Origin of the sequence: Streptomyces sp. NPDC049040, assembly GCF_043197715.1 — a bacterium.
GTDB lineage: Bacteria > Actinomycetota > Actinomycetes > Streptomycetales > Streptomycetaceae > Actinacidiphila.
This window is the reverse complement of sequence record NZ_JBICTO010000001.1, coordinates 799,048-815,376: the sequence shown is the minus strand read 5'-3', so window position 1 is coordinate 815,376 and position 16,329 is coordinate 799,048. Positions and strand designations below refer to the sequence as shown.

The window sequence follows — 16,329 nt, the reverse complement described above, 5'->3', positions numbered from 1 at the left end:
GGTGCAGCCCGCACCCCCGCAGAGGTCACCGGGTCCGGACCCCCGGACGAGCCGCCGCCGCACCGCACCCGCACCCCCGCCGCAAGCGCAGGCGCAGACGCAGGCGCAGAAGAGGCGGCCGGGGGCGCTAAGCCCCCAGCCGCGCGGTGCTGGCCCGCACCACCAGACTCGTCGCCAGCTCGACCCGCCTCATCGTCGGCTGGACGTTGCGGCCCAGGTCGAGGACGAGCCGGGCGGCGGCTTCCGCCATGTCGACCAGGGGCTGGCGGATCGTGGTCAGCGGCGGGCCCATCCAGCCGGAGATCGGCAGGTCGTCGAAGCCGACGACACTGAGGTCTTCCGGGATGCGCAGCCCGAGTTCGCGGGCGGCCTGGTAGACGCCCATGGCCTGGACGTCGTTGCCGGCGAAGAGCGCGGTGGGGCGGTCGGGCATCGCCAGCAGTTCCAGGGCGATGCGGTGCCCGGCCTCGGTCTGGAAGGTGCCGTGCCGGACCAGGGCGTCGTCGCAGTCGACGCCTCCCGTCTCCAGCGCGGCCCGGTAGCCGTCGATGCGGGCCCGGCTGCACAGCACGTCGGCCGGTCCGCAGATGACCCCGATGCGGCGGTGACCGAGTTCCAGCAGGTGCCGCGTCGCGGTGTAGCCGCCTTGCCAGTTGGTGGTGCCGATGGACGGCACGTCGTCCGCGGGGTAGCCGGCCGGGTCCATGACGACGAAGGGCACGTCCCGGCTGGCCAGCGACTCCCGCTGCTCCGTGGTGAGGTCGGACATGATGAGGATGACCCCCGCCGGGTCCCTGGTCAGCACGCCGTCGACCCAGGACTGGCCCATCTCCTCGCGGCCCGCCGACTCGGACAGCACGAGGGTGAGCCCTTCCCGCCGCGCGACATTTTCCGCGCCCCGGATAATCTCCGTGGCCCACAGACTGATCAGCTCGTGAAAGACGAGTTCCAGCAATCCTGAAGGCCGGGTCCTGGTCGCGCCGCGCTTACGCCGGTAACCGTGGTCGCGCAGCAGCAGCTCGACCTTTTCCCTGGTGGCGGGCGCCACGTGGGCCCGCCCGTTGAGCACTTTGGAAACGGTCGGCGCGGATACTCCGGCCTGCCGGGCGATTTCCGCGAGAGTGGCGGTGCCGGTGGACGTCAACTCGCTCCGTACGCTTCCGGTTTGCGGCTTCCTCGATTTCGGCACGGTCACGTTCCCCATGCTACCGGTCGGCCCCCGCGCATGATTCGGGACGAAATCAGGGCGGCGTTCCCGCACCGGAGAATGCGGGACTTCCGATGGTTGTAGCACGCCGGGATTGCGCCCGTGTTTCAGTACGCGGCGAGCAGCCCGGCTCCTGTGGCGGCCAGTCGCGCGGTGCCCTCGCTGCCGCGGTCGCCGTCGGCGATGACGATGGCGTAGCGCCGGATGAGGGTGTCGCCGTCCTCCACGACGACCTCGCGGTCGAAGAAGGGCGCGGGGCACACGCAGGCGAAGGGCGTGGAGCGGACGAACCACTTGACGTGGTCGCCGCCCGGCTCGTTGCCCGCGCCGTCCACGAAGGCCAGGGTCGAGGACCGCCCGTGGTCGTCGTGCTGCCCGGTGAAGCCGAGCCAGGGCGCGCGAACGCCCATCAACTCGTCGGTGCCGGTGGCGTCGGGGGTGTGGACGGTGCCGCCGGTGAAGGATCGCGGCCCGCGCCAGAACAGCCCGCCGTAACCGGCGTTGTCCCGGCCTTCGGTGGTGGGGCTGCCGAAGATCGTGCGCGTGCCGCGGATGTTGGTGATCGCGGTCTCGAAGAGCAGCACCCACGCGTCCTCGTCCGGCAGCACCTCGACGCCGAAGCGCCGCGCCTCGGTGAACCAGGGCTCGCCGCCCTGGGTGTGCCAGCGGAGCCGCTCGGCGACCCGCAGCCGCCCGCCGGTCAGTGCCAGTTCATCGAAGTCCTCGTGGTCCATCGAGCCGTTGTTGTCGTACTGCGCGTAGCCGATGCCGCGCCGGTAGGTCACGCCGCCCCAGAAGTTCTCGCTGCCGACGTTGGGCAGCGACAGGGCCAGGCCCTTGTGCCAGATGTGGTCGTGCGGGCGGTAGATGCTGACCAGGTCGCCGCCGAGGGTGCGCATCGGGTGGAAGTACGGTCGCGGCGATTCCAGCGGGGCGTCCCACGGCCGGTGGACGTAGCGGGTCAGCGGCCGGCCCCGGTGGCCGATCAGCAGCGAGGTGCCGACCTCGTGGTCCACGGTGAGGCCCGCGGGCTCGGGTTCGGTGCTGGGCGGATACGGCTGCTGGCGGCGGTCGTTCACCGGGAGGTCTCCTCGGGTCGGTCGGCGGAGGCGCGGGGTCCGGCCCATTCGAGCGTGCCACGGGCCCGCGCCGTCGTCACCGGCGGGGCGGCAACCGCTTCCTGTGGGCCGGGCCGTTCCCGGCCGGCGTAGACGGCGGCCATACGGTGGGTTCTGCCCGGCACCCGTGCCTCCTGCGGATCCGAAAGGATCGGATCCCGATCGGCGACATCAAACGTCGACGACGGTACGTTCGACCGCGGACGGGGTCAATATCCGCAGGCCGGCATGGACCCGGGGACTTTCAGAAATATTTCCACACCTTCCGGAGGTGTCCGCATGACCGACGGCGTACCGCTGCTGCCCGGCGGGATCGGGCTGTCCCGGCTGCGGGTCTACCCCTGGCCGACCGAGGACGGCCTGCACGGCGGCTCCCCGCACATGCACCTGACCTGCACCGAGTGCTACTGCGTGCTGGGCGGCACCGGCGAACTGCACACCCTCACCGCGGACGGCCTGCGGCGCACCCCGCTGGCCGCGGGCGATGCCGTCTGGTTCACCCCCGGCACCATCCACCGGGCGGTCGACACCGGCGGCCTGGACGTCATGGTGCTCATGCAGAACGACGGCCTGCCCGAGGCCGGCGACGCCGTGATGACCTTCCCGCCCGAGCACCTGGCGGACCCCACCGCCTACCGCGCCGCCGCGTCGCTGGGCGAGGGCACCCCCGAGGAGCGCGCGGCCCGCGCCCGCGAGCGCAGGGACCTGGCCATCACCGGCTTCCGGCACCTGGTGGAGCAGGTCGAGTCGGGGCACGGGGAGGCGCTGGACGCCTTCCACGCCGCCGCGGCGGCACTGGTCGCCCCGCGCCTCGACGCCTGGGAGGCGGCCTGGCGGGAGCGGGCCGCGGCCGCGGCCGAGCGCACGGGCCGGCAGATCGCCGCTCTGCGGCGGGGCGACGCACGGCACCTGGGCGGGGCCGAGGTGGCACGCCTCGCGGCCCCGCCGCAGGACACCCTCGGCATGTGCGGCCACCTGGCGCCCTACCGCAGGGACGCGCTCTGACGGCGGCCGGACAGCATGAGGGCGGCGCGGCAGTCAGGGAGGGCTGCCGCGCCGCCGGTCTTTCGTCGTCCCCCTACCGCCCGGTCATCCGGCCTGGCAGCTCATGGTGAGACTGGGCGCCGCACCGCCGCTGACGGTGTAGCCGAAGGTCGTGGTGGCGCCCGCGCCCAACTGGCCGTTGTACGCGGCGTTCGACGCCGTGGTCAGCGAACCGGAACTGCCCTTCACGGCATTCCACAGGCTGGTGATCGTGTCGCCTGAAGGCTGCGTCCACGACGCCGTCCAACCGGAGATCGACGAGGAGCCGGTGTTCTTCACCGTCACCTCACCCTGGTAGCCGCCCGGCCACGCGTTCACCGAACGGAAGGTCGCCGAGCACCCCGAACCCGGCGTACCGCCGGTCGAACCCGTCGAAGTACCCGTCGATGTACCGGTGGAGGTGCCGGTGCTCGTGCCGGTCGACGTACCGGTCGACGTCCCCGTGCTCGTACCGGTCGACGTGCCGGTGCTGGTGCCCGTGCTCGTACCCGTCGAGGTACCGCTCGACGTGCCCGTCGACGTGCCGCTGCTGGTGCCGCCCGACGTACCGCCTCCGTCACCGAGGGCGGCGAGCACGGCGTTGTAGGAGGCCTTCTTCTGGTAGTTGCCGTCCAGGAGCAGCGGGGTGTCGCTGCTGCGCCAGCTGTACTTGTCGGTGACGCCCCACACGGTGATGCCGGTGCAGCGGGTCACCGCGAGGCAGCCCTTGACGATGGTGCTGTAGTTGTTGGCCTGCGCGGTGCCGGAGCCCGCGACGTCGACCTCCGTCATCTGCACGTCCACGCCGAGGTCGGCGAAGCGCTGGAGGTTGGCCTGGTAGTCCGAGGGGACCGGGGACTGCGAGTTGAAGTGGCCCTGGAAGCCCACGCAGTCGATCGGGACGCCGCGGGCCTTGAAGTCCTTGACCATGTTGTAGACGGCGGTGCTCTTCGCGTTGACGCCGTCGGTGTTGTAGTCGTTGTAGCAGAGCTTGGCGTTCGGGTCGGCGGCCCGCGCGGTGCGGAACGCCTCCTCGATGAAGCCGCTGCCCAGCTTGTCCTGGAAGGGCGAGCTGCGCCGGGCGCCGGAACCGCCGTCCTGGAAGGCCTCGTTGACGACGTCCCAGGCGTAGATCTTGCCCTTGTAGTGGGTCATCACCTGGGTGATGTGGTTGTTCATCGCCGATTCGAGAGCCGAGGCGCTCAGGTTCGACACCCAGCCGGGCAGCTGGGAGTGCCAGACCAGCGTGTGCCCGCGGATCTTCATGTTCTGGGCCTGGGCGTGGGCGACGATCTGGTCACCGGGACCGAAGTTGAACGAGTTCTGGCTCGACTCGATCGTGTCCCATTTCATCTCGTTCTCGGGCGTGACCGCACCGAACTCCGCATCAAGCGCCGCGGAGTAGGCCGACTCGCCCAGGTGTGCCGTGCTGACCGCGGTGCCGAAGTAACGGCCCTGCGCCGCGGCCGCGTTGCCCAGAGTGCCGACCGCGTGGGCTGTGCCCGCCGTGGCCATCAGGCCGATGGCGGCCACCGCACCTGCCGTACCTGCCGCGATGGCGATCCGGATGCCGGAGCGCCGGCGTCTGCCGGCCTCGCTGCGGTCTCGGGGGGAGTGACTGAACACTTCCAACCTCTTCTTCCTCTTCTGCTGGCAGTCCGGATCAGCGCCTGTCGCACCGGCCCGAACGGGTGGGGGTCCATTCGCGAGGGTGTTGTCAGCCACGGGAGTTGTGCCGCTGGCGCGGCGTGGCCGGGAGGAGGGTGGATCGTTGGCCAGTGTGGACCCTGGGCTTCGAAACGTCAACGAGTCCTTTCCGAAACAACCGGACCTCTGGGAAGGTCGTCTGACGGACCGTCCGACCTCGGTGTGACGCCTGCGTGCGGGCGGTTTTCCGCTGCGGCACCACGGGTATCGGTTCGACCGTTCCGAACGGGCGCACCCCACCGGACGTCGCCGGACGTATTGACTACGTCACATATCGGCCCTATGGTGCCCGAAACATTCGCGGTAGGGTCGAAATCTTTCGCAAAGTCATCCGGGTGTTCGCCGCCCGTACACCGTCCAGGACGGAGAGGGAGCCTCCACCAGGACGGCAAGCCACGAAAGGAACACCGCCATGCCCCCCACACGAGCGCCGAGCGGTACCGGTGCAGGCGCCGGCAGCCGTATCCGCGGCGGGAAGAAGCGTCTCGCCACGCTGCTGACCGCCCTGCTCGCCGCGGTCGCCTCGATCCTGGCCGCGATCACCCTGTCCGCCCCGAACGCCGCCGCCGCCTCGCTCACCGAGGTCACCAACTTCGGCAGCAACCCGGGCAATCTGCGGATGTACGAGTATGTGCCGAACTCCGTGAAGGCCAACCCGGCGATCCTGGTCGCCGTCCACTACTGCACCGGCACCGGCCCCGGCTTCTACTCGGGCACCGACTACGCCTCGCTCGCCGACCAGTACGGCTTCATCGTCATCTACCCGGACGCCAACGTCAGCGGCCAGTGCTTCGACGTCTCCAGCCCGCAGGCCCTCACCCACAACGGCGGCAGCGACCCGACCAGCATCGCCAACATGGTGGCCTACGTCGAGCAGCACAACTCGGCCGACGCGAGCCGGGTCTACGTCTCCGGCGCCTCGTCCGGCGCGATGATGACGGATGTGCTGCTGGGCGACTACCCGGACGTCTTCAAGGCCGGGTCGGCGTTCATGGGCGTGCCCTTCGGCTGCTTCGCCACCACCGACGGGTCGGGGTGGAACAGCGCCTGCGCCAACGGCCAGATCAGCAAGACCGCGCAGGCCTGGGGCGACCTGGCCCGCGCCGCCTACCCCGGCTACAGCGGAGCCCGCCCCCGGGTGCAGCTCTGGCACGGCACCGCCGACACCACGCTGAACTACAACAACTTCGGCGAAGAGATCAAGCAGTGGACCAACGTGCTGGGCGTGAGCCAGACGCCGGTCCTCACCGACAGCCCGCAGTCCGGCTGGACCAGGACCAGGTACGGCGCCAACGTGACGCAGGCCCCGGTCGAGGCGATCAGCGTCCAGGGCGTCGGCCACTCCCTGCCGACCAGCGGCATGGTGGCCCGCGCCATCGCCTTCTTCGGCCTCGACGGCTCCTCCGGCGGCACATCGGCGGGCACGTCGACCGGCACGTCGACCGGCACCAGCACCGGCACCTCCACGGGCACGAGCACGGGGACGTCCACGGGCACCTCTACCGGCACGTCGACCGGCACCAGCACCGGCACGTCCACCGGCACGTCCACCGGCACCTCCACCGGCACCTCCACCGGCACCTCCACCGGCACCTCCACCGGCACCTCCACCGGTACGTCGACGGGTTCGACCGGCGGTACGCCGGGTTCGGGGTGCTCGGCGACCTTCCGTTCGGTGAACGCGTGGCCGGGCGGCTACCAGGGTGAGGTGACGGTGAAGAACACCGGCTCCTCGTCGATCTCGGGTTGGACGGCGTCGTGGACGCAGCCTTCAGGCGACACGATCACCAGCCTGTGGAATGCCGTGAAGGGCACCTCCGGCTCGCTGACCACGGCGAAGAACGCCGCGTACAACGGCCAGTTGGGCGCGGGCGCCACCACGACCTTCGGCTACACCGTCAGCGGCGGTGCGGCGCCCAGTCTCACCATGAGCTGCCAGGCCGGATGACCGGGCAGCACCGCTACGACAGGTAACGACGTACGACAGGAGCACCGCCGTGACCACGACAGCGCAGGGACCGGCCGGCCGACTCGGCCGGACCGCGCCCGTCGTCGAAGCAACCCGCCAGGTCGGTTCACACCTGGCGCTGACCTTCGACGACGGGCCGCACCCGGTCCACACCCCCCACCTGCTGTCCGTGCTGCGCGAGCACAAGGTCACGGCGGTCTTCTGCCTCTGGGGCGCCCACGCCCTGGCCCATCCGGAGATCGTCCGCGAGATCGTCGCGGACGGTCACCAGCTGGGCAACCACGGGATGCACCACGACGACATGGCCGACTGGCCGGCCGAACGGGTCAGGGCCGACCTGGAGAGCACGACCGCGGCCATCAGGGCCGCGGTGCCCGGGGTGCCCGTGCCCTACTTCCGCGCGCCCTTCGGCAGCTGGGGCCGCACCCCCGAGGTCGCGAGGGAGCTGGACATGGTCCCGCTCGGGTGGCGGGTGGCCGCCGAGGACTGGGAGCTCCCCGGCACCGAGGTGCTGGTCCGGCGGGTCGAGACCCGGCTGAGCCCCGGCGCGGTCGTGCTGCTCCACGACGGCGGCGGCGACCGCTCGCAGACGGTCGAGGCCGTCGCCCGCCTGCTCCCCCGCCTCACCGCTCGCGGCTGGCGCTTCACCGACCCCGCGCGCCGGGCCTGACCCCAGCACCGCACAACGAATCCGCAGGTCAGCGCGGCGCCATTCACCCGGATGGCCCTCGGTGGCTGTCCGTGCGGTCGGAACGGGCCGACGCTGGGAGGCATGCGACCTCACAGGGTCAAGCTGGTGTCGTCGCTTCTGGCGCTGGCCTTCCTGGGGGCCTGCTCGGCCCCGGAACACCCCGTGCAGAGGCCACGGCACACCCGCGCCGTCCTGCACCCCGCGGTGCTGCGGCCGGTCGTCGTCGGGCGGACCGGCTGGCACGCCGACCAGAAGTCCGTGCGCAAGGGGCTCGTCTACGACCACTCGGTGAGGGCGGTCTTCATCCACCACACCGACAACCCCAACGACTACGACTGCAAGAAGGACGTCCCGGCGATGCTGCTCTCCCTCGAGCAGCAGCACATCGCGCGAGGCTGGGACGACCTCGGCTACAACTTCGTCGTCGACCGCTGCGGCGGCATCTACGAGGGCCGCACCGGCAGCACCGACCGCGATGTGCGCGGTGCGCACACCGAGGGCTTCAACACCGACACGATCGGCATAGCAGCGCTGGGCAACTTCGGCGCCGGCCGGAAGGTGCCGCGCGCGATGCTCCTGGCCATCGCCACGATCGCCGCCTGGAAGCTCGACCCCGCGGTCGACCCGCTCGGCAAGGTCCGCCTGGTGTCGAGCAACGACGGCAGCCGCTACCCGGAGGGCACCCCCGTGACCCTCAACGCCATCTCGGGGCACCGCGACGTCTACGAGACGACCTGCCCGGGCCAGGCCCTCTACGACGCACTGCCCTGGATACGCAGGACCGCCGCGGCGCTCCGCCAGAAGGCGACCTGGGCGGGCTGACCGGCCCGCCCGCCCGGGTCAGGGCGCCGCGGTGGTGTAGTGCCGCCAGATCGACTCGGGATAGGTGCTGCCGGTGGTCTCGTGGGGGGCGCGGCCCGTGGTGCCGGTCAGCGGCTCCAGTTGCTGGGTCTTCGGGTCCACGCGGAAGAGGGCGACGGCCGTCGACACCTTGCCGGTGTAACCGACGTACCAGGCGGAGGTGTTGCCCGTGGAGGTGCCCGCGGTGCCGGCCCGGCCCGGTGCGGTGCTGAGCGCGTCGTCCACCTGGCCTGCGACGGTGGGTGTGAACGGGTGGGTGACGGTGGGGGTTTGCAGGGGGAGGCGCTCGCCGTCGCGGGTGATGCGCAGCACGGAGTAGGGGGCGGTGTGGGTGCCGCCGGCCGCGAAGGTGGCGTAGGCGCCGGCCATCCTGATCGGGCTGGGGGTCGCGGTGCCGAGCGAGAAGTCCGGGGTCTGCGCGCCGAATCCGCTGTCGGGGAGCAGGCCTGCGTCGATCGAGGCCTGCCGCACCCGGTCGAGGCCGACGTCCATGCCGAGCTGCACGATCGGGGTGTTGACCGAGGAGGCCACCGCCTGGCGCAGGGTGATCTGCCCCCAGGAGCGGTCGCCGTCGTTGGCCACCCGCACGATCTTGCCGTCCCTGCTCCAGTAGGGGCCCTCGGGTGTGCGGACGGGCACCTTGTCGTCGCCGTCGTAGAGGGTGTCGGGGGTGACCGGGGTACGGGGGGCGTCGCGGGCCAGCAGCACACCGTCGCGCAGGCCCGCCGCGTAGACGAACGGCGCGTAGGCGGTGCCCACCGGCACGATCGCGATGTTGGCGTCGTCGAAACCCTGGGTGACGTAGTCGGGCCCGCCGTAGAGGGCCAGGATGCGGCCGTCGGTGCCCACGGAGGCGGCGCCGACCCGCACGTCGCGGTCGGCCGGCAGGTCCGCCGGCCGCAGGCCGTGCAGCTGCTGCTTGACGGCGGTGTCGAGGGCGTCGACCCGGGGCCGTTCGAAGGTGGTGTAGATCTGGTAGCCGCCGCGGTCGAACTCGGCGTCGGAGATGCCGCTGTGGGAGGAGACGTAGGCCCTCGCGGTGTCCACGAGGTAGCCGGTCTCCCCGCTGAGTCCGGCCGGCCGCGGGGGTGCCTTCGGCTCGGGGAAGACGGTGTAGCTGGCCCGTTGCGCGGCCGACAGCCTGCCGATCTTCACCATCCGGTCCAGCACCCACTTCCAGCGCGCCACCGCCCGCCGGTGGTTGGCGGGGCCGACGGCCGGGTCGTAGAGTCCCGCGCCCTTGAGCAGGGTGGCCAGGAAGGCCCCCTCGCTCGCGTTGAGCTGGGAGACGTCCTTGCCGTAGTACGCCTTGGCCGCGCGCTGCACCCCGTAGGCGCCGCGGCCGAACCAGCTGGTGTTGAGGTAGCCGTCGAGGATCTGCTGCTTGCTCATCTTCCGGTCCAGCTTGACCGCGATGAACATCTCGGTGACCTTGCGCGACAGCGTCTGGCTCTGGCTGAGGTAGACGTTCTTCACGTACTGCTGGGTGATGGTGGAACCGCCCTGGGTGTCGCCGCCGGTCGCCATGTCGGTCACGGCGCGGGCGATGCCTTTGACGGAGATGCCGGAGTCGGAGTAGAAGGACGCGTTCTCTGCCGCGAGCACCGCCCACTGCACGGACGCCGGGATGCGGTCGAGCGGCATCGACTGGCGGTCGACCGGCCCGACCCTGGCCATCTCGGTGCCGTCGGCCCAGTAGTAGACGTTGTCCTGCTGCGTCGCGAAGGCGTTGAGGTCGGACGGTATCCGGGTGCGCTGGTATCCGTAGCCGATCAGCCCGACGAGGAGCAGCAGCACCCAGCAGACGGCCAGCACCGTCTGCCGCGGTGACGGCAGCCAGCGGCGCGGCCCGCTTCTTCCGGGCCGCGGGTAGCGGGGGCGCAGCCGGCGCAGGTTCCGCAGGGCCGCGCCCCGGTACGGCGCCGCCTTGTGCAGCAGTGCCCTCATGGTCGGCAGCGGCCGCATGTTCACCCCTCGGCGGTCTGGAACGGGCTCCGGGCCCCGGCCGCCGCCACCGTAGGAGCCGGAATGCGGCGGGATCGGGATGGGACTGCGACAGATCTGTAACAGCCGTGCAAGCAGGGGCAGTTGCTGTCCTGTGACAATTCGGTCCAGGGGCGGTCACGTACGGATTCCAGGGTCGGACCCATGAGCGCTGCCCGGATACGACGCCTCCTGCCCGCTCCTGGCGGCGACGGCCGCCGCCGCAGGATCGCCCTGCTGTGCGGTGTGCTGTGCACCGGCCTGGTCGGCACCGCCGCGGCCGTCGCCCTCGGAAGCGGCGGGGGAGGCGGTACGGACGGGGGCGCGGCGCCCGCGCGGCACCGGGCCGCGCTGCCGGCCCCGGCGAAGAAGCCGCAAGGGGACGCGCGCACGCCCGCATGGGACGGCAAGGTGAAGGTGATCGGCGACGGCTCGACGTCCGACACCGGGCCGCAGCCGCACCAGCCCGTCCCGCACAAGCTCAAGCCGGGGGAGAAGCCGCCGCAGTTCGTGGTCTTCTCCTGGGACGGCGCCCTGGAGAACGACGACCACCTCTTCTCCCGTTTCCGCGAGGTGGCCGAGCGCAACGACGCCCATATGACCTTTTTCCTCAGCGGCATCTACCTGCTGCCGAACGGGAAGCGCAGCCTGTACAAGCCGCCCCGGCACTCCCCCGGCGCGTCCGCCATCGACTTCCCCACCGGCCAGCACATCAGATGGACCCTGTCGGAGCTGCGGAAGGCCTGGGAGGACGGCGACGAGATCGGCACCCACTTCAACGGCCATTTCTGCGCGCCCGACCCCGGCGGCGGCGGGAACTGGAGCACGGCGGACTGGGAGAGCGAGATGTCCCAGGCCTATTCCTTCGTGGAGAACTGGAAGACCAACACCGGTTTCACCGACATCCCGCCGCTGCCCTTCGACTACTCCCGGGAACTCGCCGGCGGTCGCGCCCCCTGCCTGGAGGGGCAGAAGAACCTGCTGCCCGCGGAGAAGGCGGACGGCTGGCGGTACGACGCCAGCTCGCCCGGCGATTTCCAGATCTGGCCGGCGAAGCAGGACGGGGTCTGGAATTTCCCGCTCCAGCTGATGCCCTACCCGGGCAAGGACTTCCAGGTGCTGTCGATGGACTTCAACTTCCTCTACAACCAGTCCGGCGGCGACGTCACGGAAGGCGACCCGGCGAAATACCCCGCCTGGGAGAAGCAGGCGCGTGACGGATATCTCAACGGCTTCGAGCGGGTCTACAACGGCAGCCGGGCGCCGCTCTTCATCGGCAACCACTTCGAGACCTGGAACGGCGGCATCTACATGCAGGCCGTCGAGGACGTCGTCAAGGACGTCTGCCACCGCAAGGGAGTTCGCTGCGTGTCCTTCAAGGAGCTCAGCGACTGGCTCGACGTCCAGGATCCCGCCGTACTGGCCAAGCTGCGGACCCTCGATCCTGCCGAGTCGCCGGACTGGTCCACCTTTGTGAAATGAGACACCCGGGACTATGTGATCGTCCCGTAACGATTTTCCGAGCTACCGCCCAGGTTACGGATACTGAGGTCATGCCCAGACTGCTGCTCATCGAGGACGACCGCGCGGTCCGCGAGGGTGTCGAACTGGCGCTGCGCCGACAGGGCCACGACGTCGCCGCCGTGGCCACAGGCGAGGACGGAATGGCCCGGCTGCGGTCCTTCAGGCCCGACGTGGTCGTGCTCGACCTGATGCTCCCGGGGATGACGGGGCTCGAGGTGTGCCGCCGCATCCGGGTCGACAACCAGGTGCCGATCATCATGGCGACCGCGCGGGGCGACGACGTCGACATCGTCGTCGGCCTGGAGGCGGGCGCCGACGACTACGTCGTCAAGCCGGTGCAGGCCCGGGTGCTCGACGCCCGGATTCGGGCGGTGCTGCGCCGGGTGGGCGGCGGCCCCGACGGCGCGGAGGGGGTGCCGCAGCCCGAGACGCACGGCGACCTCACCATCGACCGGGCCGGACTCACCGTGGCCCGGCAGGGCGTGCCGGTCCCGCTCGCACCGTCGGAGCTGCGGCTGCTGCTGCTCCTGTCCGCCTCGCCCGGCCGGGTCTTCAGCCGGCAGCAGCTTCTCGAAGCGGTCTGGGAGCACAGCTACCACGGCGACTCCCGGCTGGTGGACGCCTGCGTCAAGCGGCTGCGCACCAAGCTCGGCGAGCCGCCGGGGCAGCCGCGCTTCATCCGGACGGTGCGGGGCTTCGGCTACCAGTTCAGCAGGATCTCCGACCCCGCGCGGCCGGCGCCGCAGTGAGACGGGCACAGCTGCCGCGCGGGGGGCTGCGGATGCGGCTGGTGGTGGCCTTCGCGGTGGTCGCCGTCGTCGCCACCGTGACCACCGGCGCGCTGACCTTCCGCGCCGCCCGCACCGATCTGCTCCAGCAGGGCCAGGACACCGTGATCACCCAGTTCAGGGACGGCGTCGACAGCGTGGCGCCCGGCGTCGCCTTCCCGCCGAGCCGCAGCGAGCTGCAGGCCTTCGCGACCGAGGTGTCCCGCACCGAGCGCACCGCCAACTGGCGGGTCATGGCCACCTACGGCGACCTGAGCGAGACCTCGCGGCCGGGCGACACCTTCGCGGAGCTGACCCCCGCGATGCGCGCGTCCGTGAGCACCCGGGCGGCGACCGTCTTCCAGCGGGTGTCGACCGACCACGGCCCCGCCCTGGTCGTCGGCATACCGGTCCGCTTCGGCACCGACCCCTTCGACGGATCTCCCCGCACCTCGGGCCTCGCGGTCTTCCTCACCGTGTCGCAGGACAGCGAGCAGGGGTACGTCGACGCGCTGGTCGCCGCGGTCGAGCGGGCGACCGTGCCGGCGCTGGTGGTCGCGGTGCTGCTGGCGCTGCTTGCGGCCCGCGGTGTGCTGCGGCCGGTGCGGGCGCTGCGCGGGGCCACCCGGCGGATAGCCGAAGGACATCTGGAGACCCGGCTCGCCGTGCACGGCTCCGACGAGCTGGCCGACCTGTCGTACACCTTCAACGACACCGCGGCCGCGCTGGAGGAGTCGGTCGCGGAGCTGCGCCGGATGGAGGCCAGGGCCCGGCGCTTCGCCGCCGACGTCTCGCACGAGCTGCGCACCCCGCTGGCCGCGATGGCCGCCGTCACCGACGTGCTGGACGAGGACGCGGCCCGGCTCGACCCCGACACCGCCACCGCGGTCCGGCTGATCAGCCAGGAGACCGTGAAGCTCGCCCGCCTCGTGGACGACCTGATGGAGATGTCCCGCTTCGACGCGGGCGCCGCCGACCTGCACCTGGACGAGGTCGACCTCGCCGAGTCGGTCCGCCGGTCGCTGGCCTTCCGCGGCTGGCAGGAGACCGTCGCCACCCGGCTGCCGGCGCCCGACACCGCCCGCGGCCGGGTCGACCCGCGGCGGCTGGACGTGATCGTGGCCAACCTGGTGGGCAACGCCCTGCGGCACGGCGGCCTGCCGGTGCAGATCGCGATGTCGGTCCAGGAGCCGCCGGGGGCGCCCCCGCTGGCCGTCATCGAGGTCATGGACAGCGGCCCCGGCATCCCCGACGACGTCCTTCCGCAGGTCTTCGACCGCTTCTACAAGTCGGACACCTCCCGCACCAGGACCGAGGGCAGCGGCCTTGGCCTGTCCATCACCGCGGAGAACGTCCACCTGCACGGCGGCACCATCACCGCGGGCAACCGACCGGAAGGCGGCGCCGTCTTCACCGTCGCCCTCCCGCTGCGGCGGGACGCGTGAAGGCCCGCGCCGCCCTGCTGGCGGCGGCTGGGCTGCTGCTCGCGGGCTGCGGCATCCCCACCACGGGCGTGGTGGAGGCCGGCGAGCCGGCGGTGGGGGTGCACCAGGACGTGACCCTCTACTTCGTCCGCTCCGAGGACGGCGAGCTGGCGACAGTGCAGCGCAGGATCGAGCAGACCGTCGACGCGGACCTGGCCGTACGCATGCTGCTCGGGGGCGTGGCCGCGGTGGAGCAGAAGGTGATGGGCCTGACCACGCAGCTGCCGCCGATGGCGGACGTGCCCGGCATCCGCACCGACGACGGCGAGGTGACCGTCGACCTGCGGGTCCCGGCCGAGCGGCTGAGCAGGACCGCCGTCGAGCAGGTCGTCTGCACGGTCCTGACGAACACGGTCGGCCTCGACGCGGATCCGGCGTCGGTCACCGTGACGGCCGACGGCACCCCGATGCCGGGCCCGACGGGCTCCGACCGCTGCGTCGAGCGCGCCCCCTTCTACAAGGCCGACAAGGGCGAGCCGGGCAAGCGGCCGACCGCGACGCCGTCCGCCCCGGTCAGGGGCGGGTGAAAAGCGAGATCATCAGCGCCCGCTCCTCCTCGGTGAAGGGCGGGTCCTCGGGCAGGTCGGGGTGCATCGGGTTGAGGACGGCGGCCACGATGTCGGGGCGCAGCAGCGCGGGCCGGCCCGCCGACAGGCTCAGCACGTCGAGCAGGGCGCGGGCGGCACCGCGGCGGTGGGTGGCGGCGCGCATGAGGAGGTCGGTGTAACCGGTGAGCAGGGTGCCGGCCGGGCCGGGGCGGGGGCCCTCGGCTCCGGGGTAGCGCAGATCCTGGGTGCCGGCCAGTGACCAGGCCGCCTCCGTGGCGCGGGCGGCAGCCCGCTGCACCCGCCTGGCCAGCCCCGGCCCCGGGTGCTTCGCCAGCTGCTCGCGCAGGACCAGCGCGTGCTGGGCGGCGACCGACATGCCGTGCCCGTACAGCGGGTTGTAGGTGGCCGCGGCGTCGCCGAGCACGACGAGTCCGTCCGGCCACACCCGCATCCGCTCGTAGCGGCGTCGCCGGTTGGCGGTGCTGTGCGAGACCGTCACGCCGGTCAGCGGGGTGGCCCGGGAGATCAGGTCGCCGATCACCGGGTGCCGCAGGCTCCGCGCGAAGGTCTCGAAGTCCTCGGGGTCCCCGGTGGGCTGGCCGCCGCGGGTGCCCGACAGCGTGACCAGCCAGCGGTCGTCCTCGACGGGCAGGATCGTGCCGTTGAGCCCGGGTACGGGCTGCCGCGGGTCGGCCTGCACGTTGACGGCGGGGAAGTCGGCGGTGCCGGGCGGCGCCTGGAAGAGCCGGCTGGCGTAGCCGAGTCCCGAGTCCACGACGTCGGTGCCCACGGTGCTGAGCCCGAGCCGGTCGAGCCAGCGCGGCATCGACGAGGAGCGCCCGCTCGCGTCGACCACCAGGTCGGCCTCGATCGTCTGCTCGCGCCTGCCGTCGTGCACCAGCACCCCGGTGACCTGCGTCGTGGTGCCGCGCAGGCCCAGCGCGGAGCGCCCCGGCAGGGTGCGGACGCCTGCCTTGCGGACGACCCGCTCGCGTATCACCCAGTCGAGCAGGTCCCGGGTGCAGGACAGGAAGTGCTGCTGCTCGGGGAAGCGGGTGATCCAGCCGCCGGAGGTCAGCACGACCAGGTCGGAGGGTACGGCGATGTGCCGGGCGCCTGCCGCGAGCAGCCGCTCTGTGGTCCCCGGCACCAGGTCCTCGACCGCGCGTGCGCCGCCCGACCACAGCAGGTGGGCGTGCCGTGCCTGCGGGACGCCCTGCCGCGGCAGCGGCCCCTGCGGCAGCTCGTGCCGCTCGACGACCGTCACCTCCGCCATCGTCTCCGACAGCGCGGCGGCCGCCAGCATGCCGGTGAGGCCGCCGCCGATCACCAACGCCCGCCCTCGGCGAGGCCGTCGGCCCCGGTCCGCCGGCATGCGACCTCCCATGTCTCACTCCCCGAGCCGCGCGCGGGGTACCCGATCGCGGCCCACGTTCGCATCCCGCGG

Annotated in this window: 13 protein-coding genes; 8 read left to right on the top strand and 5 right to left on the bottom strand. The window is 71.9% G+C overall.

Translation table 11 applies throughout. The features are described 5' to 3' along the window. Positions 1-127: 127 nt before the first annotated feature. Positions 128-1,204 carry a LacI family DNA-binding transcriptional regulator gene (locus ACGFMP_RS03735; RefSeq protein WP_393670027.1) on the bottom strand — a complete coding sequence of 359 codons (1,077 nt, stop codon included), beginning with the start codon at positions 1,202-1,204 and terminating at the stop codon, positions 128-130. Between the two features lie 110 nt (positions 1,205-1,314). Next, entirely contained in the window at positions 1,315-2,286 is a 972-nt protein-coding gene (locus ACGFMP_RS03730) for a PmoA family protein (protein WP_393670025.1), read from the bottom strand. A gap of 318 nt (positions 2,287-2,604) precedes the next feature. Here ACGFMP_RS03730 and ACGFMP_RS03725 point away from each other — a divergent pair, with 318 nt between their 5' ends. Next, positions 2,605-3,330, top strand: a complete 726-nt coding sequence (locus ACGFMP_RS03725; protein ID WP_393670024.1) for a cupin — start codon at positions 2,605-2,607, stop codon at positions 3,328-3,330. An 84-nt stretch (positions 3,331-3,414) separates the two neighbouring features. Here the strand turns inward: ACGFMP_RS03725 and ACGFMP_RS03720 are convergent, their stop codons facing one another. Next, positions 3,415-4,863 (bottom strand): endo-1,4-beta-xylanase, encoded by a 1,449-nt coding sequence (locus ACGFMP_RS03720; protein WP_393670326.1) that lies wholly within the window; start codon positions 4,861-4,863, stop codon positions 3,415-3,417. 604 nt (positions 4,864-5,467) lie between these two features. Between ACGFMP_RS03720 and ACGFMP_RS03715 the strand changes: the two genes are divergently transcribed. From ACGFMP_RS03715 to ACGFMP_RS03705, 3 genes are all read left to right on the top strand, one after another. Further along, complete coding sequence (locus ACGFMP_RS03715; protein WP_393670022.1) at positions 5,468-7,003, top strand: PHB depolymerase family esterase; 1,536 nt, start codon at positions 5,468-5,470, stop codon at positions 7,001-7,003. A 49-nt stretch (positions 7,004-7,052) separates the two neighbouring features. After that, the gene (locus ACGFMP_RS03710; protein WP_393670020.1) at positions 7,053-7,694 is read left to right on the top strand and encodes a polysaccharide deacetylase family protein; all 642 of its coding nucleotides are present in this window, start codon (positions 7,053-7,055) and stop codon (positions 7,692-7,694) included. Between the two features lie 102 nt (positions 7,695-7,796). Next, positions 7,797-8,537 (top strand): N-acetylmuramoyl-L-alanine amidase, encoded by a 741-nt coding sequence (locus ACGFMP_RS03705; protein ID WP_393670019.1) that lies wholly within the window; start codon positions 7,797-7,799, stop codon positions 8,535-8,537. Between the two features lie 18 nt (positions 8,538-8,555). On the opposite strand, the gene ACGFMP_RS03700 is transcribed toward ACGFMP_RS03705, so the two are convergent. Continuing rightward, positions 8,556-10,541, bottom strand: a complete 1,986-nt coding sequence (locus ACGFMP_RS03700; protein WP_393670018.1) for a transglycosylase domain-containing protein — start codon at positions 10,539-10,541, stop codon at positions 8,556-8,558. Between the two features lie 183 nt (positions 10,542-10,724). Between ACGFMP_RS03700 and ACGFMP_RS03695 the strand changes: the two genes are divergently transcribed. The 4 genes from ACGFMP_RS03695 (at position 10,725) to ACGFMP_RS03680 (ending at position 14,861) form a co-directional block, all read left to right on the top strand. Continuing rightward, positions 10,725-12,041, top strand: a complete 1,317-nt coding sequence (locus ACGFMP_RS03695; protein WP_393670017.1) for a hypothetical protein — start codon at positions 10,725-10,727, stop codon at positions 12,039-12,041. A gap of 71 nt (positions 12,042-12,112) precedes the next feature. Further along, complete coding sequence (locus ACGFMP_RS03690) at positions 12,113-12,832, top strand: response regulator (RefSeq protein ID WP_393670016.1); 720 nt, start codon at positions 12,113-12,115, stop codon at positions 12,830-12,832. Between the two features lie 32 nt (positions 12,833-12,864). Beyond that, positions 12,865-14,295 carry an ATP-binding protein gene (locus ACGFMP_RS03685; RefSeq protein ID WP_393670325.1) on the top strand — a complete coding sequence of 477 codons (1,431 nt, stop codon included), beginning with the start codon at positions 12,865-12,867 and terminating at the stop codon, positions 14,293-14,295. Next, positions 14,292-14,861 carry a hypothetical protein gene (locus ACGFMP_RS03680; protein ID WP_393670015.1) on the top strand — a complete coding sequence of 190 codons (570 nt, stop codon included), beginning with the start codon at positions 14,292-14,294 and terminating at the stop codon, positions 14,859-14,861. The genes ACGFMP_RS03685 and ACGFMP_RS03680 overlap by 4 nt, the downstream gene beginning before the upstream one ends. Here ACGFMP_RS03680 and ACGFMP_RS03675 read toward each other — a convergent pair. Beyond that, positions 14,848-16,212: an NAD(P)/FAD-dependent oxidoreductase gene (locus ACGFMP_RS03675; protein WP_393670014.1), complete on the bottom strand. Its 1,365-nt coding sequence runs from the start codon at positions 16,210-16,212 to the stop codon at positions 14,848-14,850. The two genes, ACGFMP_RS03680 and ACGFMP_RS03675, sit on opposite strands and share 14 nt — an antisense overlap. Positions 16,213-16,329: the final 117 nt, after the last annotated feature.